The organism is Novosphingobium mississippiense (genome assembly GCF_044029535.1).
Classification (GTDB): domain Bacteria; phylum Pseudomonadota; class Alphaproteobacteria; order Sphingomonadales; family Sphingomonadaceae; genus Novosphingobium.
Genome location: NZ_CP147001.1, coordinates 3,167,453 through 3,190,912, shown reverse-complemented (window position 1 = coordinate 3,190,912; position 23,460 = coordinate 3,167,453). Strand labels below are relative to the sequence as shown.

Annotated in this window: 25 protein-coding genes; 13 read left to right on the top strand and 12 right to left on the bottom strand. The window is 66.4% G+C overall.

The features are described 5' to 3' along the window. Positions 1 to 30 precede the first annotated feature (30 nt). From WBP06_RS15040 to panC, 4 genes are all read right to left on the bottom strand, one after another. Positions 31 to 1,413, bottom strand: coding sequence for a sensor histidine kinase (locus WBP06_RS15040; protein ID WP_395329399.1), 1,383 nt, complete (start codon positions 1,411 to 1,413; stop codon positions 31 to 33). A 5-nt stretch (positions 1,414 to 1,418) separates the two neighbouring features. Beyond that, positions 1,419 to 2,108 carry a response regulator transcription factor gene (locus WBP06_RS15035; protein WP_395329397.1) on the bottom strand — a complete coding sequence of 230 codons (690 nt, stop codon included), beginning with the start codon at positions 2,106 to 2,108 and terminating at the stop codon, positions 1,419 to 1,421. Positions 2,109 to 2,275: 167 nt separating this feature from the next. Beyond that, positions 2,276 to 3,058 carry a CsgG/HfaB family protein gene (locus WBP06_RS15030; protein ID WP_395329395.1) on the bottom strand — a complete coding sequence of 261 codons (783 nt, stop codon included), beginning with the start codon at positions 3,056 to 3,058 and terminating at the stop codon, positions 2,276 to 2,278. A gap of 146 nt (positions 3,059 to 3,204) precedes the next feature. Further along, positions 3,205 to 4,062, bottom strand: coding sequence for a pantoate--beta-alanine ligase (gene panC / locus WBP06_RS15025; RefSeq protein WP_395329393.1), 858 nt, complete (start codon positions 4,060 to 4,062; stop codon positions 3,205 to 3,207). Between the two features lie 138 nt (positions 4,063 to 4,200). Here panC and WBP06_RS15020 point away from each other — a divergent pair, with 138 nt between their 5' ends. Genes WBP06_RS15020 through pgmG form a run of 3 tightly spaced genes read left to right on the top strand, consistent with a single transcriptional unit; the run spans position 4,201 to position 6,753 of the window. Further along, positions 4,201 to 5,013 (top strand): division plane positioning ATPase MipZ, encoded by an 813-nt coding sequence (locus WBP06_RS15020; protein WP_395329391.1) that lies wholly within the window; start codon positions 4,201 to 4,203, stop codon positions 5,011 to 5,013. A gap of 10 nt (positions 5,014 to 5,023) precedes the next feature. Next, complete coding sequence (locus tag WBP06_RS15015; protein ID WP_395329389.1) at positions 5,024 to 5,347, top strand: J domain-containing protein; 324 nt, start codon at positions 5,024 to 5,026, stop codon at positions 5,345 to 5,347. Continuing rightward, positions 5,347 to 6,753 (top strand): phosphoglucomutase/phosphomannomutase PgmG, encoded by a 1,407-nt coding sequence (pgmG, locus tag WBP06_RS15010; protein ID WP_395329387.1) that lies wholly within the window; start codon positions 5,347 to 5,349, stop codon positions 6,751 to 6,753. Before WBP06_RS15015 ends, pgmG begins: the two co-directional genes overlap by 1 nt. Here pgmG and WBP06_RS15005 read toward each other — a convergent pair. Then, positions 6,750 to 8,021 (bottom strand): MgtC/SapB family protein, encoded by a 1,272-nt coding sequence (locus WBP06_RS15005; RefSeq protein WP_395329385.1) that lies wholly within the window; start codon positions 8,019 to 8,021, stop codon positions 6,750 to 6,752. The genes pgmG and WBP06_RS15005 overlap by 4 nt on opposite strands. Before the next feature lie 103 nt (positions 8,022 to 8,124). Here WBP06_RS15005 and WBP06_RS15000 point away from each other — a divergent pair, with 103 nt between their 5' ends. Next, positions 8,125 to 10,608: a ligase-associated DNA damage response DEXH box helicase gene (locus WBP06_RS15000; RefSeq protein ID WP_395334188.1), complete on the top strand. Its 2,484-nt coding sequence runs from the start codon at positions 8,125 to 8,127 to the stop codon at positions 10,606 to 10,608. An 89-nt stretch (positions 10,609 to 10,697) separates the two neighbouring features. Here the strand turns inward: WBP06_RS15000 and WBP06_RS14995 are convergent, their stop codons facing one another. The 5 genes from WBP06_RS14995 to WBP06_RS14975 all read right to left on the bottom strand — a co-directional run bounded on the left by WBP06_RS14995 (position 10,698) and on the right by WBP06_RS14975 (position 13,898). Further along, positions 10,698 to 11,120 carry an ExbD/TolR family protein gene (locus WBP06_RS14995; RefSeq protein ID WP_395329383.1) on the bottom strand — a complete coding sequence of 141 codons (423 nt, stop codon included), beginning with the start codon at positions 11,118 to 11,120 and terminating at the stop codon, positions 10,698 to 10,700. A gap of 161 nt (positions 11,121 to 11,281) precedes the next feature. Beyond that, the gene (locus WBP06_RS14990) at positions 11,282 to 11,716 is read right to left on the bottom strand and encodes an ExbD/TolR family protein (protein WP_395329381.1); all 435 of its coding nucleotides are present in this window, start codon (positions 11,714 to 11,716) and stop codon (positions 11,282 to 11,284) included. A gap of 23 nt (positions 11,717 to 11,739) precedes the next feature. Continuing rightward, positions 11,740 to 12,273, bottom strand: a complete 534-nt coding sequence (locus tag WBP06_RS14985) for an ExbD/TolR family protein (RefSeq protein WP_395329379.1) — start codon at positions 12,271 to 12,273, stop codon at positions 11,740 to 11,742. Between the two features lie 117 nt (positions 12,274 to 12,390). Then, positions 12,391 to 13,164, bottom strand: coding sequence for a MotA/TolQ/ExbB proton channel family protein (locus tag WBP06_RS14980; protein WP_395329377.1), 774 nt, complete (start codon positions 13,162 to 13,164; stop codon positions 12,391 to 12,393). Between the two features lie 71 nt (positions 13,165 to 13,235). After that, complete coding sequence (locus tag WBP06_RS14975; RefSeq protein ID WP_395329375.1) at positions 13,236 to 13,898, bottom strand: energy transducer TonB; 663 nt, start codon at positions 13,896 to 13,898, stop codon at positions 13,236 to 13,238. A gap of 368 nt (positions 13,899 to 14,266) precedes the next feature. Between WBP06_RS14975 and WBP06_RS14970 the strand changes: the two genes are divergently transcribed. Both WBP06_RS14970 and WBP06_RS14965 read left to right on the top strand, forming a co-directional pair. Then, positions 14,267 to 15,124: a hypothetical protein gene (locus WBP06_RS14970; RefSeq protein ID WP_395329373.1), complete on the top strand. Its 858-nt coding sequence runs from the start codon at positions 14,267 to 14,269 to the stop codon at positions 15,122 to 15,124. Between the two features lie 98 nt (positions 15,125 to 15,222). After that, positions 15,223 to 16,530: a homoserine dehydrogenase gene (locus WBP06_RS14965; RefSeq protein WP_395329371.1), complete on the top strand. Its 1,308-nt coding sequence runs from the start codon at positions 15,223 to 15,225 to the stop codon at positions 16,528 to 16,530. Between the two features lie 113 nt (positions 16,531 to 16,643). On the opposite strand, the gene WBP06_RS14960 is transcribed toward WBP06_RS14965, so the two are convergent. Next, the gene (locus tag WBP06_RS14960) at positions 16,644 to 17,060 is read right to left on the bottom strand and encodes a hypothetical protein (protein WP_395329369.1); all 417 of its coding nucleotides are present in this window, start codon (positions 17,058 to 17,060) and stop codon (positions 16,644 to 16,646) included. 133 nt (positions 17,061 to 17,193) lie between these two features. Here WBP06_RS14960 and glpX point away from each other — a divergent pair, with 133 nt between their 5' ends. Continuing rightward, positions 17,194 to 18,168 (top strand): class II fructose-bisphosphatase, encoded by a 975-nt coding sequence (gene glpX / locus WBP06_RS14955; RefSeq protein ID WP_395329367.1) that lies wholly within the window; start codon positions 17,194 to 17,196, stop codon positions 18,166 to 18,168. Positions 18,169 to 18,373: 205 nt separating this feature from the next. Further along, on the top strand, positions 18,374 to 19,309 hold the full coding sequence (locus WBP06_RS14950) for a ribose-phosphate pyrophosphokinase (protein ID WP_395329365.1): 936 nt from the start codon (positions 18,374 to 18,376) through the stop codon (positions 19,307 to 19,309). An 81-nt stretch (positions 19,310 to 19,390) separates the two neighbouring features. Here WBP06_RS14950 and WBP06_RS14945 read toward each other — a convergent pair whose 3' ends face one another. Next, on the bottom strand, positions 19,391 to 20,335 hold the full coding sequence (locus WBP06_RS14945) for a helix-turn-helix domain-containing protein (RefSeq protein WP_395329363.1): 945 nt from the start codon (positions 20,333 to 20,335) through the stop codon (positions 19,391 to 19,393). 187 nt (positions 20,336 to 20,522) lie between these two features. On the opposite strand from WBP06_RS14945, the gene hisN reads away from it, so the two are divergent. The 5 genes from hisN to rplT all read left to right on the top strand — a co-directional run bounded on the left by hisN (position 20,523) and on the right by rplT (position 23,410). After that, positions 20,523 to 21,305, top strand: coding sequence for a histidinol-phosphatase (hisN, locus tag WBP06_RS14940; protein ID WP_395329361.1), 783 nt, complete (start codon positions 20,523 to 20,525; stop codon positions 21,303 to 21,305). 11 nt (positions 21,306 to 21,316) lie between these two features. Further along, positions 21,317 to 21,751, top strand: a complete 435-nt coding sequence (locus WBP06_RS14935; protein ID WP_395329359.1) for a gamma-glutamylcyclotransferase family protein — start codon at positions 21,317 to 21,319, stop codon at positions 21,749 to 21,751. Positions 21,752 to 21,761: 10 nt separating this feature from the next. Then, a complete protein-coding gene (locus WBP06_RS14930) occupies positions 21,762 to 22,514 on the top strand; it encodes an SDR family oxidoreductase (RefSeq protein ID WP_395329357.1) in 753 nt (250 codons plus the stop codon). 319 nt (positions 22,515 to 22,833) lie between these two features. Continuing rightward, positions 22,834 to 23,037, top strand: coding sequence for a 50S ribosomal protein L35 (gene rpmI / locus WBP06_RS14925; RefSeq protein WP_021232722.1), 204 nt, complete (start codon positions 22,834 to 22,836; stop codon positions 23,035 to 23,037). Positions 23,038 to 23,050: 13 nt separating this feature from the next. Continuing rightward, on the top strand, positions 23,051 to 23,410 hold the full coding sequence (rplT, locus tag WBP06_RS14920) for a 50S ribosomal protein L20 (protein ID WP_395329354.1): 360 nt from the start codon (positions 23,051 to 23,053) through the stop codon (positions 23,408 to 23,410). Positions 23,411 to 23,460: the final 50 nt, after the last annotated feature.

Below are 23,460 nucleotides of genomic sequence, written 5' to 3'. Positions count from 1 at the left end.
CGGAAAATGCGGCGGCGTCATCGGCCAAGTTCAACCGTGCAGGCGATCCGTGGTGGCGCGCCGCCCGGCTTGCGGGGCGACCATGAAGCAGGCGCCGCGCGCGGAGGGCAGCAGGGCGATCTCAAGCTGGTGCCGCTCCGCGATCGCCCGGCACAAGGCCAGCCCCAGACCGGCGCCGTCCTGCGATCCGGGCTCGCTGCCCCGTGCGAACTTGTCGAATACCCGCTCCCGCTCGGCTTCCGGCACGCCGGGGCCGTCGTCGCAGACGGTAAGGCAGGGGCCGGGCTTCAGCCGCAGTTCCACGGTGCCGCCGGCCGGCACGAACTTGAACGCATTGTCCAGCAGGTTGGTGATCAGCCGGGTCAGCTGCATTTCCTCCCCCTCCACCACCACGCCGGGGGCGATGTCCAGCTTCAGGGTGTGGCCCGATTCCTCGGCACTGTCGGCATAGAGTTCGCCCAGCCGATCGGCGAGTGCGCTGAGGTCCACGGGGCAAAGGCCGTGGCGATCGCCGCGCCGCGCCTGGCTGGCGGCAATGTCGAGCAGCGATTCCAGCATCCGCACGATGCGGCGGATCTCCTGCCGCGCATCGGCGATGCGGGCGGCGGTCTCGGCATCGGGCGTTGCCGAAAGCGCTTTCACCAGCCGGTTGTCGAGATGCATCAGCGGCGTGCGCATCTCGTGCGCAAGCTGGTCGGTGGTTTCGCGCTGGGCCCCGGCCAGCCGGCGCAGGCGGGCCAGCGCATCGGCGGAATGGCGGGTCAGTTCGTCGATCTCGTCCCGATCGTGCGAGCCCTTTTCCAGGCGGGCCAGTGCCTGGTTGTCGGGATGGCGGAAGGCCGCATTGATCCGCTCGATCCGGGTGCCGAGCCGAAACACCGCCAGCCAGCCCGCCAGTGCCACTGCCATCACCGCCAGCAGCCCGCCGGCCCCGTAGACGAAGGCGACCTGACGGCGCAGCGGGCCGATGTCGCGATCCTCGTGCGCCACCACCAGCTTCAGGTCCGGGCTCAGCTGCATGGCGCGGCCATGGGCGCGGACCCCGTCGGGCGAGATGATGTCGGCACTTTCGGACGTGGCGGCATGAAGGCCGGGCCAGGTATCGAAATTGCCGGCAATGCGATGGTTCGCCTTGTCGGCCAGCATGTAGTGCGCGGTATGGCCGTCGCGCGGTTGCAGCGCCAGACGGTCCTGTATGCGGCGGGCCAGTTCGTCGCGCCCGCCGCTGGCGTAGATATCGACCATGCCGGCAAGATCGACCTCGACCGCGCGTTCCAGCGCGGTGCGGCTGGTACTGCGGATCGTCGTATCGGTCAGCAGCCAGAGGCAGCCGGTGATGATCGCGGCGATCGCGATCGCCCAGAGCACGATCTGCGCGAAGATCGATCGGCGAATGTCTACCAGCCGCGCCATCGCGGTCAGTGGGCGCCGTCGAGCAGGCGGTAGCCGGAACCCCAGATGGTCTCCAGCGCCGGGCTGTCGAACCCATCCTCCAGCTTACGGCGCAGGCGGCCGATATTGACGTCCACCACGTTGGTCTGGGGATCGAAATTCATCTTCCACACGTCGCGCAGCAGCATCTCGCGCGTCAGCACTTCGCCGGCGTTTTCCATGAAATAGCGGAAAAGCTCGAATTCCTTGGGGCTGAGCGCAAGGTGGCGGTTGTCGCGAAAGGCAGTGCGCGCCTTCACGTGGCATTCGAAGGCGCCGTAGAGGATCACCGCGCTGTGTTCCCGTCCGGAAGCGCGGCGGTGCAGCGCGCGCAGGCGGGCGAGCAGTTCCTCGGCCTCGAACGGCTTGGCCAGATAGTCGTCGGCGCCGCCGTCCAGCCCCTCGGCCCGGTCCGATGTGCGGCCCAGCGCGGACAGCATCAGCACGGGGGTGCCCACGCCGGATTCGCGCAGGCGTTCCAGGATGGTCAGCCCGTCAAGATCGGGCAGCATGCGATCAAGGATGATCACGTCGTAGCGTTCGACGCCGGCGCGCATCAGGCCGTCCTGCCCGTTCGCGGCCCAGGTGAGCGCGAGATCGGCGCCGTCGGCGAGTTCCGCCACTTGCGCGGCGGCGCGGGCGTCGTCCTCGATATAGAGAATGCGCAGCGCGTTCATGCCCGTCCGCGGCCCTCGCCGCCAGCGCTTCGTGTCGTTTCCGTCATGCAGGTGCCCCATTCTGGCGGGAGCCCGGTGAAAGGCCCCCGTCCAGACTAGGCATTGGCCGACAGGATATCCGCTGACAATGCCTGTTAGAGCATCGCCTGCGGCACCTGCCCGCCTTGTCAGTGCGAGCCCGAAGTCGCCATCGGCGCCGCTGCCGAGGGATCCTCGGGCAGGCCGCCCAGCTGGGAGACCAGCTTGGTATAGGCATCGAGGTAGGCGAGCACGATGATCTGACCGATCTGCGTGTTCTGGTAACCGCCGCCGCCGGCCCCGCCGAAGGTGCCGCCGAAGAAGCCGCTGCCCGAACCGCCGAAGCTGACGTCCGACTTGCGGGCATAGCCCTCGGTCAGCGCCTCTTCCACGGTGGTGCGCGAATTGACGACGGAGAGCGTGACGTTCGCCTCGCCCTTCTTGACGTTCAAGCCGCCGGCGATGCGGCCGATGCCGTTGCCGAACATGCCGCCCACGCCGCCCAGCACGGCACCCAGGCCGCCGCCGCCGGAGTTGTTGTTGGTGGAAACGATGTCCGGCTGCAGGAAGTAGTCCGCCGCCTTGATCTGGCCCTTGCCGATATTGGAGCCGCGCTGCAGTTCACCCTGTTCGGCCAGTGCGCGCTCCATGGCGCTGTTCTGCAGCGAGCGGCCCCGGTTGACGAGCGTGAAGCAGTGTGACTGCTGCACGAAGACGCGCAGGATCGCTTCCGGGCTGCCCAGGCTGAGTTCGCGCCACCACTGGTTGTCCGGCTCGATGATGGCCACGGTGCCCAGGTTCTTGCGGCAGACCGGAATCTGCTGCGTGCCCTTGTCCTGCAGCTTGCGGCCGGAGGACTTGTCTTCCGCGAACGCGGAAGGAGCGCCTGCCACAACGGCCAGCGCGGCGAGCGCGCATGCGAACGTCTTCATGATGCTGATCCCTCTGTTTCGCCGCGCGGCGACCCGGCGCGGCTTGCCCATTGCGCGGGGGACCTTAGGGTTGAATCGTTTGCAAACAAATGACTATTTCTGTCAGATTCAATCCTTATTGACAGTTTTGCGCGTAAGAAAATGCCTCAGCGCGGGACAACCGCCATGTTGTCGATCAGGCGGGCCTTGCCGATCCGCGCGGCCACCAGCAGGCGCATCGGCCGGTCCGAACGCGCGTCGAGCGGGACAAGGCTTTCGGCATCGCGCAGTTCGGCATAGTCGATCGACGCGAAGCCGCCGGCCAGCAGCGCCTTTTCCAGATCGCCCAAGGCCTCCGCAACCGGCGCACCGCCCTCGATCGCGGCGATCGCGGCCTTCATCGCGGTGGGCAGGGTAACTGCCGCCGCGCGCTGTTCCGCCGTCAGATAGGCATTGCGCGAGGATCGGGCGACGCCGTCCTCCTCTCGCACCGTGTCCACGCCGATGATCGCGTCGACATGGGGGCGGGTCAGGTCAAGGTCGCGCGCCATGCGGCGGATCACGGCCAATTGCTGCCAGTCCTTCTCCCCGAACAGCGCCACATCGGGCAGCACCTGGTGGAACAGCTTGCAGACGACGGTGGCAACGCCATCGAAATGGCCGGGGCGCGAGGCGCCGCACAGACCGTCCGACACGCCGGTGACCGCAATATTGGTGGCAAAGCCCTGCGGATACATCGCGTCCACCGTGGGGGCCCAGACCAGCGCCACGCCTTCGGGCTCCAGCAAGTTGCAATCGCGTTCAAGCTGGCGCGGATAGGCGTCCAGATCCTCGTTCACGCCGAATTGCAGGGGGTTCACGAAGATCGAGACGACCACGTGATCCGCCCGTTTCCGCGCTTCGCGCACCAGTGTCAGGTGACCTTCATGAAGTGCGCCCATGGTGGGGACAAGGGCGACAGTCCCGGTCTGCCGCAGGGTCTGGATGGCACTGCGCAGTGGATCAAGGCTGTGGACGGTTTGCATTGGGGGTGGCTGCTCCGTTAGAATGGACTTGACCGGTCCTCGCGCCAGCCCTTAGCGCCGGCGCGCCCCGGGCGGCAAGAAGCGGTTGAGAATTCGCCTGCCGGGCAGGGCCGGCGGTAACAGGGAAAGCTAGGGTCCGTGACAGCGCATCGCATCGTTTTCGCCAATGAAAAGGGCGGCACCGGCAAGTCCACCACAGCCGTCCACGTCGCCATCGCGCTGGCCTATCAGGGCGCCAAGGTGGCCGCGATCGACCTCGATCCGCGCCAGCGCACGCTGTACCGCTATCTGGAAAACCGCATGGAGACGGAGCGCCAGCGCGAGATCGCGCTGCCCGGCGCCCGCTTCGCGGTCTACGATGGCGACGATATCAACGAGCTGGACGAACTGGCCGAACAGATCGCCGAGGGTTACGACTTCCTGGTGTTCGACACCCCCGGCCGCGACGATCAGTTCGCCCGCCACGTGGCCGCCACCGCCGATACGCTGGTGACGCCGCTGAACGACAGCTTCGTCGACTTCGACCTGATCGGCCAGGTGGAGAATGAAACCTTCCGCGTGAAGAAGCTGTCTTTCTACGCCGAACTCATGTGGGAAACCCGCAAGAAACGCGGCCTCAAGACCATCAACGAAGGGCGCCGTGAACTCGACTGGGTGGTGGTGCGCAACCGCGTCCAGCACGTTGAGGCGAAAAACATGCGCCGCCTGGAAGGCGCGCTGAAGGAACTGTCGAAGCGCGTGGGCTTCCGCATTTCGCCCGGCCTGTCCGAACGCGTCATCTTCCGTGAACTGTTCCCTTCCGGCCTGACCTTGCTGGACAAGGGGCACCTGGGCGAGCTGGGCACCAGCCACCTTGTCGCGCGGCAGGAACTGCGCGGGCTGGTGGCGGGCCTGAACCTGCCGATGCCCGAACGGCGCGAACCGCAGTTCGAACTCTCGGACGAAGGTTGAAACCCCGGCGATGAAGCTGATCTGGTTGATTGCGCTGGGCTGCATCGCGTGGAAACTGGCTACCGGGCAATGGCCGTGGCGGAACTGGCGCCGCTATCTGGCCGGATCGCGTGAGCCCAAGGCATCCAGCTTCGCCCAGATCCACGCCCAGACCCAGGCCCGCGCCGTACTGGGTGTGCCAGAGGGGGCCAGCCGCGAGGCGATCATGGAGGCGCATCGGCGCCGGGTGATCCAGGTCCATCCCGATCGCGGTGGATCGAGCGAGAAGATCCACGAGGCCAATGCCGCACGCGATCTGCTGCTGGAAACGCTGGACGGCGGCACGCAGGGCTGATGCGGGCGCATCGGTTCGATCCCACGATCCTGCGCGAATACGACATTCGCGGCACTTTCGGCAAAAACCTGAACGCGGACGATGCCCATGCCATTGGCCGCGCGTTCGGCACGCTGCTGCGCCGCGACGGTGGGCGCAGGGTGGTGGTCGGCCGCGATGGCCGCGTCAGTTCCCCGGTGCTGGAGGCGGCGCTGGTGGATGGCCTCACGGCCAGCGGCGTCGACGTGGTGCGGATCGGCCTGTCCAGTAGCCCGATGCTCTATTTCGCGGAGATATCAGCCGAAGACGTGCAGGGCGGCATTCAGATAACTGGCAGCCACAATCCCGCCGATCAGAATGGCTTCAAGATGGTAATGGCGGGTCGGCCCTTTTACGGGGCGGCGATCCAGCGGATGGGCGAACTGGCGGCGGCGGGGGAATGGGATGACGATGCCCGTTCTGCCGGTGGCGTCGTCGAGGATCGCAGCGTCATCGCTGCCTATGTCGAGGGGCTGCTGCCGGCCCTCGACGGGCTGCCGGGCGAGGAGCTGGCCAACTTGCGGATCGGCTGGGATGCCGGCAACGGCGCTGCCGGTCCGGTTCTGGAGCTGCTGACTTCCCGGCTGCCTGGGGACCATCATCTTCTCTTTACTGAAGTGGATGGGGCTTTCCCGAACCACCATCCCGATCCGAGCGAGGATGCCAATCTTGCAGACCTTCGCGCGCTCGTCGCGGCGAAGAACCTCGATTTCGGTGTCGCTTTCGATGGGGATGCCGATCGGATCGGGGTGATCGACAGCCACGGCCGCGCATTGGCGGGGGACCAGTTGCTGCTGATCTATGCCGAGGATCTGCTGCGCCGGAATCCGGGGGCGCAAGTGATCGCTGATGTGAAGGCATCCCGCGCGCTGTTCGAAGGTGTCGCACGGATGGGCGGCGTGCCGGACATGTGGAAGACCGGGCACGCGCTGATCAAGTCCAGAATGAAGGAAACCGGCGCGCTGCTGGCGGGTGAAATGACCGGCCACATGTTCTTCGCCGACGATTATCACGGCTTTGACGATGCCTTCTACGCGGCCCTGCGCCTGATCGCCGCCAGCCTGCGGCTGGGCCGCAGCGTGGCTGAACTGCACGATGCCATGCCGCCGCTGATCTCCACACCCGAACTGCGTTTTGCGGTTGCCGAAGACCGCAAGTTTGCGGCGGTGGAGGAAGTGCGCATGCGCCTTGTCGGCGCCGGGGCCGACGTCGTGGCGGTCGACGGGGTGCGCGTCACCACGCCCGATGGCTGGTGGCTACTGCGCGTCTCGAACACGCAGGCGATGCTGACCGCCCGGGCGGAGAGCGAGACGGAGGAAGGGCTCCAGCGGTTGCTGGATGCGATCGACGCTCAACTCGCGGCATCGGGGCTGTCGCGCCGGGCCTAAGGCAGCGCCAGGATCGCCACACCCACGGCGGCCGCGCTGGCGACCAGCGGCAAGGCCGCGCTCTTGCCCTGCTGCCAGCCCGCAAGGCTGACCGTCACACCGGCCTTGAACAAGGTGTTGAGCGCAACCGGGATAGCCAACACCACCCCGGCGGTCCGCGCGTCGAGCGATTGCCCGGCCAGCCCGCCCATGGTGATGATCGCCGAATCGACGTCCACCGTGCCGGAAACTGCCAGCACCACCGCCAGCCCACGCTCGCCGAAATTGCGCAGTACCCATAGCGAGGCGACCGTCAGCACCATCACCAGCCCGGCCAGCATCAGCGCCGGTCCGATGTCGAACGGATTGCGCATCGCCAGTTCGTGGCCGGGATTGGGGACAGGCGCGGCGCGGCTGCGGCGCAAGTACCATGCGGCGGCGATGATCCCCACCACCAGTCCGGGGGCAATCAACCGCGCCAGCGTGGGCAGGGCGATCGGCGCCAGCAGCGCGACCAGCACGAAGACGCGCAGGAACATGATCACCGATGCGAAGGCGATCGCGGCGGGAAACACCGGGCGCGGTTCCTCGCCCAGCTTCATCCGGCTCGCCAGCGAAGCGGTGACGGCGGTGGAGGACACCAGCGACCCGGCGGCGGCGGTGGCGATGATCCCGCGCTTGGCCCCCAGCACGCGGGTGGCGAAATAGCCGGCGAAGGAAAAGCCCGATACCAGCACCACCACCAGCCACAGCTTGCGCGGGTTCCAGGCACCGTAGGGGCCGAATGCCTGGTCCGGCAGCAGCGGCAGGATCACCAGCGCAATCAGCGCATAGCGGGCGATCGACAGCACCTCGCGCTGGCTCAGCTTGTCGATCCAGCCGTGAAGCTGTTCGCGCAGCGCCAGCAGCAGCACCATGATCACGGCGATGGCGGTGCCGGTCACCCGTTCCCCCACGCCGACCAGGAATCCGCTGGCGATCGTCAGCAGTGCCACCAGCCCGCTGGTGCCGCTGGCCGTCTCGTTCAGGCGGCTGTCGCGCACATAGCCGATCAGCACCAGCAGGGCGATCACCGCCAGCAGCACGGTGGCCGGGCCGGGCGCGCCGCGAAACAGCATGCCGGAAATGCCGCCGCCCAGCCCGATCAGCGCGAACGTGCGGATGCCGGCGAACCGCGTGCCGGACGGGCGATCGCGCTGGGCCCACCCGCGCTGGATGCCCACCAGCAAACCCAGCGCAAGGCTGACGGCCAGTCTGGCAAGGTCGGACAGCTCGAGATCGATCGGCATAGGCCTCGCACCGGTGGCTGAGCCTGTCATGGTGACCGGCCGCGGGGTGAAGCGCAAGCCGGACGTTCTTGCAGCAGAAGGCTTTTCTCTCCACCTATCTGCCATGGCGGCGCGCAGACCCCGAAAGACGGACTCACAGGTTCCCGCGGAGATCGCCGGCTGGTTCGCCGGGCGGGGCTGGCGGGTCCGTCGCCATCAGGCAGAGATGCTGGCGGCGGCGGATCGCGGCAAGCACGCGCTGCTGGTGGCCGATACCGGCGCGGGCAAGACGCTGGCGGGCTTCCTGCCGACGCTCGCGGATTTCTGCCCCTCACGCCTGGCGGGCGACGATGTGCCGGAGGGGTTGCACACGCTCTACGTCTCGCCGCTGAAGGCGCTGGCGCACGACGTGCAGCGCAACCTGCTCACCCCGGTCGAGGAGATGGGGCTGCCGATTCGGATCGAGACGCGCAGCGGCGATACCCCGTCGGACCGCAAGGCGCGCCAGCGCGCCCGCCCGCCGCATGTCTTGCTGACGACACCCGAATCGCTCTCGCTCCTGCTGACCTACCCTGAGGCGCCCACGCTGTTCGCCGGCCTGAAGCGTGTGGTGATCGATGAAATCCACGCCTTCGCCACCGGCAAGCGCGGCGACCTGCTGGCACTCTCGCTGGCACGGCTGCAGGCACTCAGCCCCGAGTTGCAGCGCGCCGGGCTCTCGGCGACGCTGGCCGACCCCGATGCCTTTCGCGGCTGGCTGGCGCCGTGGGGTGAGATCGACGCGGTCGAACTGGTGGCAGGCGAACCGGGGGCGGAACCCGAAGTCTCCATCCTGCTGCCGCAGGAGGAGCGCATCCCCTGGAGCGGCCATGCGGCGACATGGGCGATCCCGCAACTGATCGGCCAGATCAAGGCGCATCGCACCACGCTGGTTTTCACCAACACCCGCTTCCTGGCTGAGTACATCTTTCAGGAACTCTGGGACGCGAACGAGGATAATCTGCCGATCGGCATCCACCACGGCTCACTCTCCAAGGAGGCGCGGCGCAAGGTGGAGGGGGCGATGGCGGAAGGGCGGCTTCGGGCCCTCGTATGTACCGCCAGCCTCGACTTAGGTGTCGACTGGGGCGACATCGATCTGGTGGTGCAGATGGGGGCGCCCAAGGGATCCTCGCGCCTGCTCCAGCGCATCGGGCGCGCCAATCACCGGCTGGACCAGCCGAGCAAGGCGATGCTGGTGCCCGGCAATCGCTTCGAATTTCTGGAAGCCTTCGCCGCGCAGGAAGCCGTGCGTGAAGGGCAGCGCGATGGTGAAGCGTTCCGGCCCGGCGGGCTGGACGTGCTGGCCCAGCACGTGATGGGCACCGCCTGCGCGGGCCCGTTCCGCGAGGATGCCGTGCTGGCCGAAGTGCGCTCCTCCGCCGCCTATGCCTGGGTGGACGAGGCGATCTTCGCCCGCGTGCTCGATTTCGTGGCGACCGGCGGCTACGCGCTGCGCTCCTACGACCGCTTCCGCCGCATCGTGCGGGAGAAGGATGGGGAAGGCGGCTGGCAGTGGCGGCTCACCCACCCCGAACACGCGGCGCGGCACCGGCTGAATGCGGGTATCATCGTCGATGCCGAAATGCTGGAGGTCCGCTTCCGCAATGGCCGGTCGCTGGGCAAAGTGGAGGAAGGTTTCGGCGCCAGCCTGAAGCCGGGAGACACCTTCCGCTTCGCCGGGATGGATCTGGAAGTGGAGGCGCTGCGCGAGCTGGAGCTGATCGTGCGCGCGGCGAAGCGATCGGCCACGATCCCCAGCTACATGGGCCAGCGCATGCCGATCTCCACGCATCTGGCCGAGCGGGTTCGGGGCATGCTGTGCGACCGGGCGGGCTGGGCGCGCTTTCCCGACGATGTGCGCGAATGGCTGGAAGTGCAGGACTGGCGCTCGCACCTGCCCGCGCCGGGGCGGTTGCTGGTGGAAAGCTTTCCGCATCACGGCGCGGCCTATACGACCTACTACACGTTCGAGGGCTGGCCCGCGAACCAGTCGCTGGGGATGCTGATCACCCGGCGCATGGAGGATCGCGGGCTGGGGCCGCTGGGCTTCGTCGCCACCGACTATGCACTGGTGGTCTGGGGCCTGAAGCCGGTGGAGGATCCGGCGGCGCTGCTTTCCCCGGATATCCTGACGCACGAATTCGTCGACTGGGTGCAGCAGTCCTATCTCCTGCGCCGGGCCTTTCGCGAGGTGGCGGTGATCTCCGGACTGGTGGAGCGCCAGCAGCCGGGAACGCGCAAGTCCGGCCGGCAGGTCACGTTCTCCACCGACCTGATCTATGATGTCCTGCGCAAGTACGAGCCCGATCACCTGCTGATCGAGGCCGCCTGGGCCGATGCGCGCGCGCGGATGACCGACGTGGCCCGCGTGGCGGACGTGCTGGATCGGGCGGCGCGGGAGGTGGACCATGTCCAGTTGGAGCGAATCAGCCCGCTGTCGGTGCCGGCCCTTTCGATGATCGGCCGCGAATCGCTGCCGTCGGGCTCGGCGGACGAGGATCTGCTGGTGGAGGCGGAAAGCCTTGCCTCGCTGGCGATGCGGGTGGATCCGCCCGGCGAGGACTGAGAGGGTTTCTGCGCATCGGCGTCCCACCCCGCCATCGGCCCATTGCATGGGGACGATGGGCTATCGGATGGCGGAGTGGAATAGCCGGGTTAGCGGTCGAACGTCCGGAAGCGTTCGTTGTCGACGAAGCCGAAGTTGGTCACGCCGGAGGCCTTGATCGTCTGCAGCACTTCGGCGGTGCGGGCATAGGCGGCGTCCGCATCGGGGCGGAAACGCAGTTCGGGTTCGGCCCGCAGGTGTGTGGTGCCGTAGAGCAGCTTGGCGAGTTCACCCTTGTCCACGGCATGGCCGTTCCAGCGGATCGTGCCGTCGACGCCCAGCGTGATCGTGTTTTGCAGCGGCTGCACGGTATGTTCGGTCATGCCGGCAGGCAGATCGACCTGGATCGATTGCGTGGCGACCGGGATGGTGATCACGAACATGATCAGCAGCACCAGCATGACGTCGATCAGGGGCGTGGTGTTGATCGCGCTGATCGGGGCTTCGCGGGAAACGGCCTCTCCAGTGGTCATGGGCAAGTCCTCTCTTCAGGGATCTTTTTCCGCACTGGCATGAAATGTAACCCGAATGCGCGAAGCCGCCAAGGCGGCACGGGCATCTGCGAAGGGCAAAGAAAAAGGGGCGGATCTCTCCGCCCCTTTCCTGATCCCGAAGGACCGATCCGTTGTCCGGCTTACTTGCCGAAGTCGCGGAACTGCTCGTTGCCGACGAAGCCGAACTTGGTCACGTTCGCAGCCTTGATGAGCTGCAGAACCTGAGCCGACAGCTCGTAGCTGGCCTGCGCCTCCGGCTGGTACTGCAGTTCGGGCTCGACCTTGTAGGTCAGCGACTGCGCCAGCAGGTTCTGCAGGGTGTTCTGGTCGACCTGATTGCCGTTCCAGAGGATCTTCGCATCCGTGGTGAGCACGATCTTGTTCTTGATCGGGTCCACCGGCGGCGGCGTGTTCGTCGGAGGGGTTGCAACCGGCAGATCGATGTCGATCGAGTTGGTCGCAACCGGGATGGTGATGATGAACATGATGAGGAGAACGAGCATGACGTCGATCAACGGCGTCGTGTTCATTTCCATCATCGGCGCGCCATCGTCCTTGCCGCCTGACATTGCCATGGAATGTTACTCCTTCTCGACCGTCAGCCGTTGGGGTCAACCGGGTTGGAAATGAATCCAACCGTCGGGTAGCCCGCAATCTGGACGTTGTAGATCGCGCCGGCCACGCAACGCCAAGGGGCGTTCACGTCACCGCGGATGTGAACCTGCGGAACCAGATCCGGATTGTCCCGAAGGGCTTCCGGACCGCCTGCACGCTTCACGATTGCATCAAGACGCTTGAAGGCCTGGTCGTACAGTTCCTTCGAGGTCACCGGCGTGATGTTGTTGAAGTAGACGCGGCATTCACCGTTGCGCGAAGCGCCCTGGTAGCCGGGTTCACCTGCGCTGCGACCCGAATCGTCGGTGGTCGTGACCGAGAGGAGGAGGTTTTCGACCTTGTCCTTCGATTCTTCCGACTTGATGACCGGGATCTTCAGCTTTTCGATCGTCTGGATCGCGACCGGGACCGCGATCAGGAAGATGATCAGAAGCACCAACATGACGTCGACGAGCGGCGTCGTGTTGATGTCGGACATCGGTTTTTCGGCACCGCCTCCGCCCGTGGATATCGCCATAGTCTTATCCTAATCCTTGCGTTGCCCTGGGGAGGCGACGGAGCTGCATGTACGCTGCGCCGCCTTTGGTCCCCGGTGGAAAGCGTCGGCGCCCAGCGGCGACGCATTCCGTGCAGCTTACGGCTTGGCCGGAGCAGCAGCCGGCTTGGCCGGAGCAGCGGCGGGCTTCACCGGAGCAGCAGCAACGGCGGGCTTGACGGCGCCCTTCGAGTTGATGTTGGCCAGCAGGTCGCTCGAGAAGCCGGTCAGCAGTTCGGCGATGCGCTTGTTGCGGCTCTGGAGGTAGTTGTAGGCGAGAACGGCGGGAACGGCGACGATCAGGCCGAGCGCGGTCATGATCAGCGATTCACCGACGGGGCCGGCAACCTTGTCGATCGAGGCCGAACCGGCGATGCCGATGGCGATCAGGGCGCGGTAGATGCCGACGACGGTACCGAACAGACCGATGAACGGAGCGGTTGCACCGACGGTGGCGAGGAACGGCAGGCCCGAAGCCAGGCGCGAGTTGATCGAAGCTTCCGAACGCGCGAGCGAAGCGTGCATCCAGTCGTGGGCTTCAAGCGAGTCTGTCATCTTCGAGTGCTGGTCTTCGGCGGCGATGCCGTCGTCGACGAGCTGGCGCCATGCGCTGTTCTTTTCGAGCTTGGCAGCGCCTTCACGAAGGGTCGGAGCCTTCCAGAACTGGGTGCGGACGGCACCGAACTGGCGCATGATCTTGGCCTGTTCGAACCACTTGGTGAACAGGATGTAGAACGAGCCGAACGACATGATGCCCATGATGATCACGGTGGCGTACGAAATGAAACCACCGGCCTGAAGGGCTTCAACGAAACCGAACTTGTTCTGCGGCGCGGCTTCGCCAGCGGCGGCAAGGATGTCAACGATAAGCATGCGATTTACCTCTCAAGAAGAATGCAGGATGTGGCCAGATCCATCGATCGGGTTCCGGCCAGGCCGTCAAATTAACTGAGCTTGTAGACGATCGTCGTGGCGAACGAGCCGCTGGTCGGGTTGCCCGCATCATCGAGAGCGGGGTTGAAACGACCGAAACGGTTCATGCCTTCACAAGCTGCCGAGTCGAGATCCGGGCTGCCGCTGGAGCTGGTGACGGAGCAGCTGGCAACGCGACCATCGGGACCGACCGAAACCCGGACGCCCACGCGACCTTCACGCTCTTCGCGCAGGGCCTTGGAGGGATATTCCTGGTTGAAGCGGCTGGTCCAACCACCCTTGACCGAGGCGCCACGCGCCTTCGAGGGGGCCGGCGGGGCCGGAGGTGCCGGCGGAGCGGCGGCCGGAGCCGGAATCGGAACCGCGGGAATCGGAACCGGCGGCGGCGTGGTGACGGTCGTCACCGGCGGCGGAGCCGGTGCGATATTGATAGGCGGCGGCGGCGCCACGATCGGCGGCGGCGGCGTATCCTGCTTGGGAGGCGGCGGCGGGGGCTCTTCCTCCTTCGGTTTCTCTTCCTTGATGTCGACTGTGGTCACCTTGTTGATGACTTTTTTCGCGGCTTCATAGGCCAGACCCGTGACGAGTGCATAGCCTACAAAGACGTGAAGCAGCGCGACAATGACAAGCGCGGTAATCTTGTTACCGCTCATTTGCTGGTCAGCGTAAGCCATTCAAACGCATCACTCCATTACCAAGCCCTGGACCCAACCCGGGTGCGGACAAGCCCAAAGGCGCCCATGGCCCATTCCCCGGGGGAAAGGTCCATGACGAAACTTCTAAATTACCCACCCTGACGGCTGTTCAGTCTGCCTATCCGTAAACAATGAAACGGGTTGGCGAACCGTGGGGCATTTTCGTGTTTTTGCCCCGTTTTGCCGATTTCATTAGCGACACCGTTGCCCCTGTGCAACGCCTTATCGGCAATCGTACCGTTAACACTTGATTCAGGGGTGTTAAGTTCCAAGCGGGGAGGGGTTGTTTGTGCTGCCTGGCGCAAGGCGCTAAGGCGTGGCCCCGCGTTTCCCGGAGAGATTAGACAATGCCTGCGAATCTGCCCCGCCTCGTCCTGAATCTGGCTTGTGTCGCGTTGGCCGCGCAAGTTCTTCCGGCAGCGGCGCAGGCCCAGGCCAGTGCCCCGGCCCTTCGCGAGGCAACTTTTGCCGATCTTGCAATGCTTTCCGAATCGTCGGGAATCGTGGTCCGCGCGACCGTTCGCAAGATGGCGCGGGTGGAGGACGAGCGGGCACCGGGGCTGACGCCGGGCATGGGGCGTTTCTACGTCACTGCCGAAACGCGCGCACTGCTGACCGGCTCGGCACCGATCGGCGAATCCTTTGCCTATCTGGTGGACCTTCCGCTCGACGCGCGCGGCAAGCCGCCGGCACTGAAGAAGGTGGACGTGCTGCTGTTCGCCCGTCCCGTTGCGGGACGGCCCGGCGAACTGCAACTGGTGATGCCGACGGCGCAGCAGCTGTGGAGCGAGCCGGCCGAGGCGCGCCTGCGCGGCATCCTGAAGGCGCTGGTCTCGCCCGACGCGCCGGCGCGAATCACCGGCGTGCGCGAGATGCTGTTCGTGCCGGGCAACCTGGCCGGACAGGGCGAAACGCAGATCTTCCTCAACACGCACAACGGGTCCGCCGCATCGATCACCGTGGTTCACAACCCGGGCGCGGCGCCGGCCTGGGGCGTGTCGTTCTCCGAACTGGTGGCCAACATCGGCCACCCGCCGCAGCCCGAGACGCTGGAATGGTATCGCCTGGCCTGTTTCCTGCCGGCAAACCCGCCCGCCCGCGCCAATGTGTCCGAGGGAATGGACGCGATGCGCCAGGCGGCGGCGGACTATCGCATGGTGCTGAACCAGCTTGGGCCCTGCACCCGCAATCTGGGCGGGCGCTGAGCGAGGTGCTTTTCGCGCGGCCGTTGCCAGGATTACGCGCGAAGGTACTGGAATTTCCCCGTGGGCTCGCTTAGGGCGCGCTCGCGAAAGGGAACTCCATGGTTGAACCGCTGAATATTGCGCTAGCCGGTCTCGGCACGGTCGGGGCGGGCGTCGTCCGTCTTATCGAGACCAATGCCGAACTGATTGCCCGGCGCGCGCGCCGCCCCATCCGCATCGCCGCCGTCAGCGCGCGCGATCGTACCAAGGACCGCGGGGTCGACCTTTCCCGTTACGACTGGGTGGACGACACCGCGGCGCTGGCCGCGCGGCCCGATGTCGATGTGGTGGTGGAGATGGTCGGCGGATCCGATGGCCCGGCATTGGCATTGGCGCGGAACGCCATCGCCCAGGGCAAGGGACTGGTCACCGCCAACAAGGCGATGATCGCGCACCACGGCCTTGAGCTGGCCTCTGCCGCCGAGGCGGCCGGGGTGGCACTGAAGTTCGAAGCTGCCGTCGCCGGCGGCATCCCGGTGATCAAGGGGTTGAGCGAAGGCGCCGCCGCCAATGCCATAGAGCGCGTCTATGGCATCCTGAACGGCACCTGCAATTACATACTCTCCACCATGGAGGACACGGGCCGCGATTTCGGCGACGTCCTCGCCGAAGCGCAGCGCATGGGCTATGCCGAGGCCGATCCCACCTTCGATATCGAGGGGATCGACGCCGGGCACAAGCTTTCGATCCTGGCGGCCATCGCCTTCGGTTCGCGGCTGCGTTTCGATACGGTGGAGACCACCGGCATCTCGCGCGTGAAGGCCGCCGATATCGAGCAGGCCCGTTCGCTGGGTTATGTGATCCGTCTGATCGGCATGAGCGAGATCGACCGCGCCGACGGCACTGCCCGCCTGTTCCAGCGCGTGCATCCGCATCTGGTGCCGTTCGATCATCCGCTGGCCCATGTCGACGGTGCCACCAACGCGGTGGTGGCAGAGGGCAACTTCATGGGGCGCCTGCTGTTCCAGGGTGCCGGAGCCGGTGACGGCCCGACCGCGAGCGCGGTGGTGGCCGACATCATCGACATCGCGCGCGGCGAGAAGGGGGCTGCCTTCTCGATGCCGGCGGGCGAGCTGGAAGCGATGGAGCCCGCGGCAACCGGCCACCGCCGCAGCCGCAGCTATATCCGTTTCACCGTGCCGGACCGTCCGGGCGTGCTGGCCGATATCACGGCGGCCATGCGCGATGCCGGGGTCTCGATCGCCAGCATGATCCAGAAGGGCGATGCCGGGCAGGAGGGCGAGGTGATCCTGGCCATCGTCACCCACGAAGGGCCCGAATCGGCCGTGCGCGAAGCCGTGCGCGTGCTGGAGGGTTCCGACAGCCTGACCGCCGCGCCTTTGGTGATGCAGATCATCGAACGGTAAGGGTTTTGGTCCGGGCTCATGCCCGGATTCGGCACCGGCTCACTCCCCCTGCCCGACTTTCCGCATTCTAGCCGGTAGGGGAAGTCAGGTGGGGGAGAGGGCCGATGCCGCAATCAGTGCGCCCGCAACTCGCCCTTGGAGATCAGGTCGGCATCGGATCCGGCCGGCGCTTCGGGGATCTGCGACAGGTCGATGATCAGCGGCTGCGCGGGCGGGCAGGGCGGCACGAAGCAGCCGCGCGCCACGGTGACGCCGCCGATGTTCTTTTCGAAATTGGGGGGACGCAGCCGGCCGTCGTCGGTGCCGGCCTTGCCGGTGGGGTCGCTGTCGGCCGACGATTCGACGCGGAATTGATCCTCATCCGGGGCGCAGACCACGATCTCGCCCGGGCGGCCTTGGCGTACGCAGGCGCGGTGGGAGGTATCGGGCACGACCCGGCCGCCGCCGGACATCATCTTCTCGGCCACGGCGCGGTCCGCGTCGGACACCGAACTGCCGTCCTGCGTGGCCGCCGCAGTGCCCGAATTCACCTGAGCGATCGCGGGTACGGGAAGGAAGATCGCGATTGCAAATAGGGCACGCCATGTCCTCGACAATTGGTATTCCTCTGTCTAAGCCCCCTGCCCGAACCTTATTCCCTCCACGCCTTAATGCGGAGTGATCATGCCCGAAGCAAGTAAAGTCCTCGATCGCGTTCTGGTTCTCGAGATGGTCCGCGTAACCGAGGCGGCGGCCATCGCGGCATCCGAACTGGTGGGGCGCGGGGATGAGAAGGCGGCCGATCATGCCGCGGTAGAGGCGATGCGCAAGGCGTTCGACACGCTTTACATGGACGGCACCGTGGTGATCGGCGAGGGTGAGCGCGATGAGGCGCCGATGCTGTTCATCGGCGAGAAGGTGGGCGGCGCCCCCGGCCGCGGCCCCAAGATCGACATCGCGCTCGATCCGCTGGAAGGCACCACGATCACCGCCAAGGCCGGCCCCAACGCGCTGGCGGTGCTGGCGGCGGCGGAAGAGGGCGGCCTGTTGAACGCGCCCGACGTCTACATGGAAAAGCTGGCGGTCGGCCCGGGTTACCCCGAGGACGTGATCGACCTGACCAAGAGCCCGACCGAAAACGTCAAGGCAGTGGCGGCGGCCAAGGGCGTGAAGCCCGAAGAGATCATCGTCTGCGTGTTGGACCGTCCGCGCCATGCCGAACTGATCGCCGAACTGCGCGGCATCGGCTGCGGCGTCGTGCTGATCGGCGATGGCGACGTGGCCGGCGTGATCGCGGTGACCGACGAGAACACCACGATCGACATGTACATGGGTTCGGGCGGCGCGCCGGAAGGCGTGCTGGCGGCGGCGGCATTGCGCTGCGTCGGCGGCCAGATCCAGGGCCGCCTGCTGTTCCGCAACGACGACGAACGCGCCCGCGCCCGCAAGTGGGGCATTCAGGACCTCGACAAGGTCTACAAGCTGCGTGACCTGGCCAAGGGCGACTGCATCTTCGCCGCCACCGGCGTGACCGACGGTTCGCTGCTGTCGGGCGTGAAACGTCTGAAGGGCGGCAAGATGACGACCGAGAGCGTGGTGATGCGCGCCAGTTCCGGCACCGTCCGCTGGATCAAGGGCGAACATCGCGTTCGCGGCTGATTATCAGACGCTTACCTGCTACAAGGCCGGTCCGAAGGATGCTTCGGGCCGGCTTTTTGCTGTTATCGTGTCTGCCCCATTCTGGCCCATTGGGGGGTGAGTCACGGTGACGGGGCCACGCTTTCTGTTGCAATCCGATGACTCATGAGTAGAGGCGGGCGCGTTCCGCCACCCATCAACCACACAGCCGTCTCGGGGATTCGCCATGAAGATCATGTCCGGCAACAGCAACCTTCCGCTCGCGCGGGCCATCGCGGGCTATCTGGAGCTTCCGCTGACCGATGCGGCGGTGCGCCGTTTCGCCGACGAGGAAATCTTCGTCGAAATCCACGAGAACGTGCGCGGTGAGGACGTCTTCGTCGTCCAGCCGACCAGCTATCCGGTCAACGACAACCTGATGGAACTGCTGATCTGCATCGACGCGCTGCGTCGTGCTTCGGCCAAGCGCATCACTGCCGTGATCCCCTACTTCGGTTACGCCCGCCAGGACCGCAAGCCGGGCCCGCGCACGCCGATCTCGGCCAAGCTGGTCGCCAACCTGCTGACCGAAGCCGGCGCCGACCGCGTTCTCTCGGTCGATCTGCATGCCGGCCAGATCCAGGGCTTCTTCGACATCCCGACCGACAACCTGTTCGCGGCGCCGGTCATGGCCGCCGACATCCAGGCCCGTTACGGCGACCAGTCGCTGATGGTGGTTTCGCCCGACGTGGGTGGCGTGGTCCGCGCCCGCGCGCTGGCCAAGCGCCTGGACAACGCCCCGCTCGCCATCGTCGACAAGCGCCGCGACAAGCCCGGCCAGTCGGAAGTGATGAACATCATCGGTGACGTGAAGGGCCGCGCCTGCATCCTGATCGACGACATCATCGATTCGGGCGGCACGCTGTGCAACGCCGCGCAGGCGCTGATGGACGAGGGCGCCACCAGCGTCACCGCCTACATCACCCACGGCGTGCTTTCGGGCGCGGCGGTTTCGCGCGTCACCAATTCGGCGCTGAAGGAACTGGTGATTACCGATTCGATCCAGGCGACCGACGATGCCAAGGCTTCGGACAAGATCCGCATCCTGACCATTGCGCCGCTGATCGGCGAGGCGATCCGCCGCATCGCGGACGAAAGCTCGGTCTCCAGCCTGTTCGACTGAGCGGGCCGGGCCGGATCCAATCCGATCCTGCCCGATCCGATATCGAAAGGGCCGGTACCGCAAGGCGCCGGCCCTTTTCGTTTATTCCCAGGGCCTGATCTGGCCCGGCTGCAACCGATTTAGCGCTTCCAGCCGCCGGGCCTGCCGCGATTCCAGCGCCAACGTCAGGATCGGCTGCGGGCGTTTCACGAACTGGCTGGGCGACATGCCGAACAGTTCGGTGAATTCGTGGATCAGGTGGCTCTCGTCGTAATAGCGCAGGGCGATCTCGTCCGCCTCGTCGCTGTCGGCCACGCCGCGCAGATAGCTGGCCATGTCCAGCGCGCGGGCGCGGCGCAGCACCTGCTTGGGCGGCATGCCGAAATCGCGGTTCACCACACGCTCCAGCGTGCGCCGGTCCACGCCGCATTCGCGCGCGGCATCGCTCACCGTCGTCGACGGGTCACGATAGCTGATCGTCTCGAACCGCACGGTGACGGGATCGGGCGGCGGACAGCCCATCTGCTCTATCCGATGGCGGAATTGCTGCTCAAGCTGAAGCAGCCATTCCTCGCCCGGGGCGTCGGGATCCAGCATGGCCAGGAACCGTTCGGACGGCATTGCCACTGCGCTGGTGCTGATGAGCCGGTCGACGAAGTCGCCCACGCGCGGCCCCTGCATCGCGGTGCAGGCACCGGGGCGCAGGGCCAGGCCCACGCTGGTGAAGCTGCCCGTTACCGACACCGGCATCCGGCGCGACTGGGGGCCGAAGAACAGCGCGGCATGGCCCAGCCTGCGGGTGCCGTCGCCGGTATCCGCCGACCAGTCCCCTTCGGTCTGGATGCGCAGCATCGCCGTATCGTTGAACAGCCCGCACGACAGCGTGTAGTCCGCCGGTGCGGCCACCCGCGTCACGTAAAGCCGCGCGATCCACGGCGCGATGTCCGCAGCCGGCGCGCGATTGTAGGAAAGCGGCTGGCCGTCCCTTGTATATCCCTGCTCCGGCGCGATCGCCGGATCGATAGCCGGGAGTTTCCTTCGCAGCATACCCCTACTCTTTTGCAGAAGATGAGCCCCCTGCCACGGGGATAGGGTGGCGCGCAGTCTGCCGCAATGTGTGAAAAACACATAAGGGTTCTGCTCAGGGGCCATTTTCTACCAGCCCTCTGCGTGGCCGCGCGAATTTCAGGTGGGCGCTTGACCGGGCCGGGGCGGAGCAGGCAGGAGATCGCGCATGAAACTCGATCAGGATATCGCCCTTGCCCTGCGACTCGCCGATGCGGCGGGCGAAGCGATCAGGCCGCACTTCCGCTCCGGCCTGGTGGCCGAGCGCAAGTCCGACTCTTCTCCCGTCACCATCGCCGATCAGGCGGCGGAGGAGGCCATGCGGCGGATCCTCAAGGCCGAAGTCCCGCGCGATGGCATCATCGGTGAGGAGTTCGGGACGGACGAAGGATCCTCGGGCCGGACCTGGGTGCTCGATCCGATCGACGGCACCGTCTCCTTCATTGCCGGGCGCCCGATCTTCGGCACGCTGATCGCGCTGCTGGTCGATGGCTGGCCGGTGCTGGGCGTGATCGACCAGCCGATCCTGCGCGAACGCTGGGTGGGCGCCAGCGGCATGGGGACGACGTTCAACGGCAAGGAAGTGCGCACGCGCCCCTGCCGCGAACTGTCGGATGCGATGCTGGCCACCACCGGCCCGCAGTATTTCAACGACCACGAGGGCGAACACTTCATGGCGCTGGCGGCCAAGACCGACCACAAGCGCATGATGATGGGCGGCGATTGCTACAACTACGGCCTGCTCGCCTCCGGCCAGATCGACCTCGTGTGCGAGGCGGGGCTGAAGCTGCACGACTGGGCGGCGCTGGTGCCGATCGTCGAGGGCGCGGGCGGCACGATGTGCGACTGGAATGGAGAGCCGCTGCACCAGCAGTCCGAAGGCCATGTCCTCGCCATCGGCGATCCGGCGCGGCTGGAGGACGTGGTCGAGGCGATGGCCTGCGATCACTGACGGCGCGATCGGTGCGCCGGGTCAGCCTCTTCGTCTATGGCACCTTGCAGCCCCATGCGGGAACGCGGATGGGGCAGTGGATCGCGGCCCGGATGGAAAGTGCCGAACCCGCGCGCGTGCCGGGGCGTATCCGCGCCGTGAAGGGTGGCAACGGGTGGTTTCCGGCTCTCGTTTCCCCACGCTCCGGCGCGCGGGTTCAGGGCACGCTTTGCCGGCTGGCGCTGCGGCCGGGCGATCTTGCCAAGCTGGACCGCTACGAAGGGCGTGAATATCGCCGCGTCAGCCTGCCGGTGCGCACCGCCTCCGGCCGCAGCGCGCGGGCGCAGGTCTATTGCTGGCGCGTGGCGCTGCCCGATGCGGCGCCGGTGATCCGCGACGGCAACTATCTCGGCTGGCTGGAACGGACGGGGCGGCAGGCCTTTACCACTCTGCGCAACGGTGCGTGAGGAGGCGGCGATGACGAACAAGGTGGCAATCGTGACCGGCGGCGGCGCAGGTATCGGGCGCGGACTGGTCCTGCACTTCGCGGGGTTGGGCTGGCGCGTCGCCGCGCTCGATCTGGATGGAGAGGCGCTGGACGAACTGGCGGCCCTGCTGCCGGGGGATCGCTTTCTGCCGATCGCCTGCGATGTCGGCAGTGAAGCGGCCGTGCGCGCTGCCTTTGCCGAGATAACGGCGTGGACCGATGCGGTGCACCTGCTGGTCAACAATGCCGGGATCGCCAATCCGAACGCCGGCCCGCTGGAAGACCTGTCGCTGGAAAACTGGCAGCGCTGGATCGATTCGAGCCTTACCGCCGCGTTCCTTTGCACGCGTGAGGCGCTGGGCCTGCTGCGCGCCGCGGCGCCGGCCAGCGTGGTCCACATCGCCTCGACCCGCGCCTTGCAGTCCGAGCCGGACTCCTATGCCTATGCGGCGTCGAAGGGCGGGCTCTGCGCCCTGACCCACGCCATGGCGATCGGGCTGGGGCCGGAGGTCCGCGTCAATGCCGTGTTGCCCGGCTGGATCGAGACCGGGCCCTGGCAGAAGGCGGCGAAGCGGCGCGAACCGGACTATTCCGAAGCGGACAAGGCGCAGCACCCCGTCGGCCGGGTGGGCGTGGTGGAGGATATTGCCGAAGCCGTCGAATGGCTGGCAGGGGCAGGCTTTGTCACCGGGCAGCAGATCGTCGTCGATGGCGGCATGACCCGCAAGATGATCTATACCTGAGCTTGTCGGGTATGCTCGTCTCATCCGTGACGAGCTTGCGGCACCGGCCCAGTCCCTCACCTGACCTCCCACAACAGTGTACCCTTGATGGGATGTCGGGTGGGGGACTGGGCCGGTGCCGGCGAACAGGCGGATGCCTGTTTCGCGCGGGCGTGGGCTCGCACAAAGACTCTCCCTGCCCCTTGCGTTCGCGCCATTCCCCCACTAAAGGCGCGCCCTTCAATCGACACGGTTGAGTCTCCGTCGGGAGATTCGCGGGTCGGCCTGGCGAAAAGGGCTGCCATGGCTGACCGGACGTGTCCCTGTGAAAGGAAACGAAATGCCCAAGCTGAAGACCAAGAGCGGTGTGAAGAAGCGCTTCAAGCTCACCGCCACCGGCAAGGTGAAGCACGGCGTAGCCGGCAAGCGCCACCGCCTCATGAGCCACAACGGCAAGTACATCCGCCAGAATCGCGGCACCGAAGTCATTTCCGACGCCGATGCCAAGACGATCAAAAAGTGGGCGCCCTACGGGCTCAACTGAGGAGTACTGACCGATGAGCCGTATCAAGAGGGGTGTTACCACCCGCGCCAAGCATAAGCGTCTTCTGGAACAGGCCAAGGGTTACCGCGGCCGTCGCAAGAACACGATCCGCGTTGCCCGTCAGGCCGTCGAAAAGGCCGGCCAGTACGCGTACCGCGACCGCAAGATCAAGAAGCGGACCTTCCGCGCCCTGTGGATCCAGCGTATCAACGCTGCCGTTCGCGCCGAAGGCCTGACCTATTCGCAGTTCATGCACGGCATCAAGCTGGCCGGCATCGAACTCGATCGCAAGGCCATGGCCGATCTCGCCATGAACGAGGGTTCGGTGTTCACCGCCGTGATCGCTCAGGCGAAGGCCGCGCTGCCGGCGTAAGCCTGCAATCGCGATCTGCGAAACCAGTTACGGGGCGCGAGTGTTTAGGC

What these genes read in the sequence shown, in the direction of transcription:
- WBP06_RS15040 (WP_395329399.1), bottom strand. Translation starts at nt 1,413, where the DNA reads ATGGCGCGGCTGGTAGACATTCGCCGATCGATCTTCGCGCAGATCGTG.
- WBP06_RS14980 (WP_395329377.1), bottom strand. Translation starts at nt 13,164, where the DNA reads ATGCTTATCGTTGACATCCTTGCCGCCGCTGGCGAAGCCGCGCCGCAG.
- hisN (WP_395329361.1), top strand. Translation starts at nt 20,523, where the DNA reads ATGAAACTCGATCAGGATATCGCCCTTGCCCTGCGACTCGCCGATGCG.
- WBP06_RS15015 (WP_395329389.1), top strand. Translation starts at nt 5,024, where the DNA reads ATGAAGCTGATCTGGTTGATTGCGCTGGGCTGCATCGCGTGGAAACTG.
- WBP06_RS14970 (WP_395329373.1), top strand. Translation starts at nt 14,267, where the DNA reads ATGCCTGCGAATCTGCCCCGCCTCGTCCTGAATCTGGCTTGTGTCGCG.
- WBP06_RS15005 (WP_395329385.1), bottom strand. Translation starts at nt 8,021, where the DNA reads ATGCCGATCGATCTCGAGCTGTCCGACCTTGCCAGACTGGCCGTCAGC.
- WBP06_RS15030 (WP_395329395.1), bottom strand. Translation starts at nt 3,058, where the DNA reads ATGAAGACGTTCGCATGCGCGCTCGCCGCGCTGGCCGTTGTGGCAGGC.
- glpX (WP_395329367.1), top strand. Translation starts at nt 17,194, where the DNA reads ATGCCCGAAGCAAGTAAAGTCCTCGATCGCGTTCTGGTTCTCGAGATG.
- rpmI (WP_021232722.1), top strand. Translation starts at nt 22,834, where the DNA reads ATGCCCAAGCTGAAGACCAAGAGCGGTGTGAAGAAGCGCTTCAAGCTC.
- rplT (WP_395329354.1), top strand. Translation starts at nt 23,051, where the DNA reads ATGAGCCGTATCAAGAGGGGTGTTACCACCCGCGCCAAGCATAAGCGT.
- WBP06_RS14950 (WP_395329365.1), top strand. Translation starts at nt 18,374, where the DNA reads ATGAAGATCATGTCCGGCAACAGCAACCTTCCGCTCGCGCGGGCCATC.
- WBP06_RS14985 (WP_395329379.1), bottom strand. Translation starts at nt 12,273, where the DNA reads ATGGCGATATCCACGGGCGGAGGCGGTGCCGAAAAACCGATGTCCGAC.
- pgmG (WP_395329387.1), top strand. Translation starts at nt 5,347, where the DNA reads ATGCGGGCGCATCGGTTCGATCCCACGATCCTGCGCGAATACGACATT.
- panC (WP_395329393.1), bottom strand. Translation starts at nt 4,062, where the DNA reads ATGCAAACCGTCCACAGCCTTGATCCACTGCGCAGTGCCATCCAGACC.
- WBP06_RS14990 (WP_395329381.1), bottom strand. Translation starts at nt 11,716, where the DNA reads ATGGCAATGTCAGGCGGCAAGGACGATGGCGCGCCGATGATGGAAATG.
- WBP06_RS15000 (WP_395334188.1), top strand. Translation starts at nt 8,125, where the DNA reads ATGGCGGCGCGCAGACCCCGAAAGACGGACTCACAGGTTCCCGCGGAG.
- WBP06_RS14975 (WP_395329375.1), bottom strand. Translation starts at nt 13,898, where the DNA reads ATGGCTTACGCTGACCAGCAAATGAGCGGTAACAAGATTACCGCGCTT.
- WBP06_RS14965 (WP_395329371.1), top strand. Translation starts at nt 15,223, where the DNA reads ATGGTTGAACCGCTGAATATTGCGCTAGCCGGTCTCGGCACGGTCGGG.
- WBP06_RS14945 (WP_395329363.1), bottom strand. Translation starts at nt 20,335, where the DNA reads ATGCTGCGAAGGAAACTCCCGGCTATCGATCCGGCGATCGCGCCGGAG.
- WBP06_RS14930 (WP_395329357.1), top strand. Translation starts at nt 21,762, where the DNA reads ATGACGAACAAGGTGGCAATCGTGACCGGCGGCGGCGCAGGTATCGGG.
- WBP06_RS15035 (WP_395329397.1), bottom strand. Translation starts at nt 2,108, where the DNA reads ATGAACGCGCTGCGCATTCTCTATATCGAGGACGACGCCCGCGCCGCC.
- WBP06_RS14995 (WP_395329383.1), bottom strand. Translation starts at nt 11,120, where the DNA reads ATGACCACTGGAGAGGCCGTTTCCCGCGAAGCCCCGATCAGCGCGATC.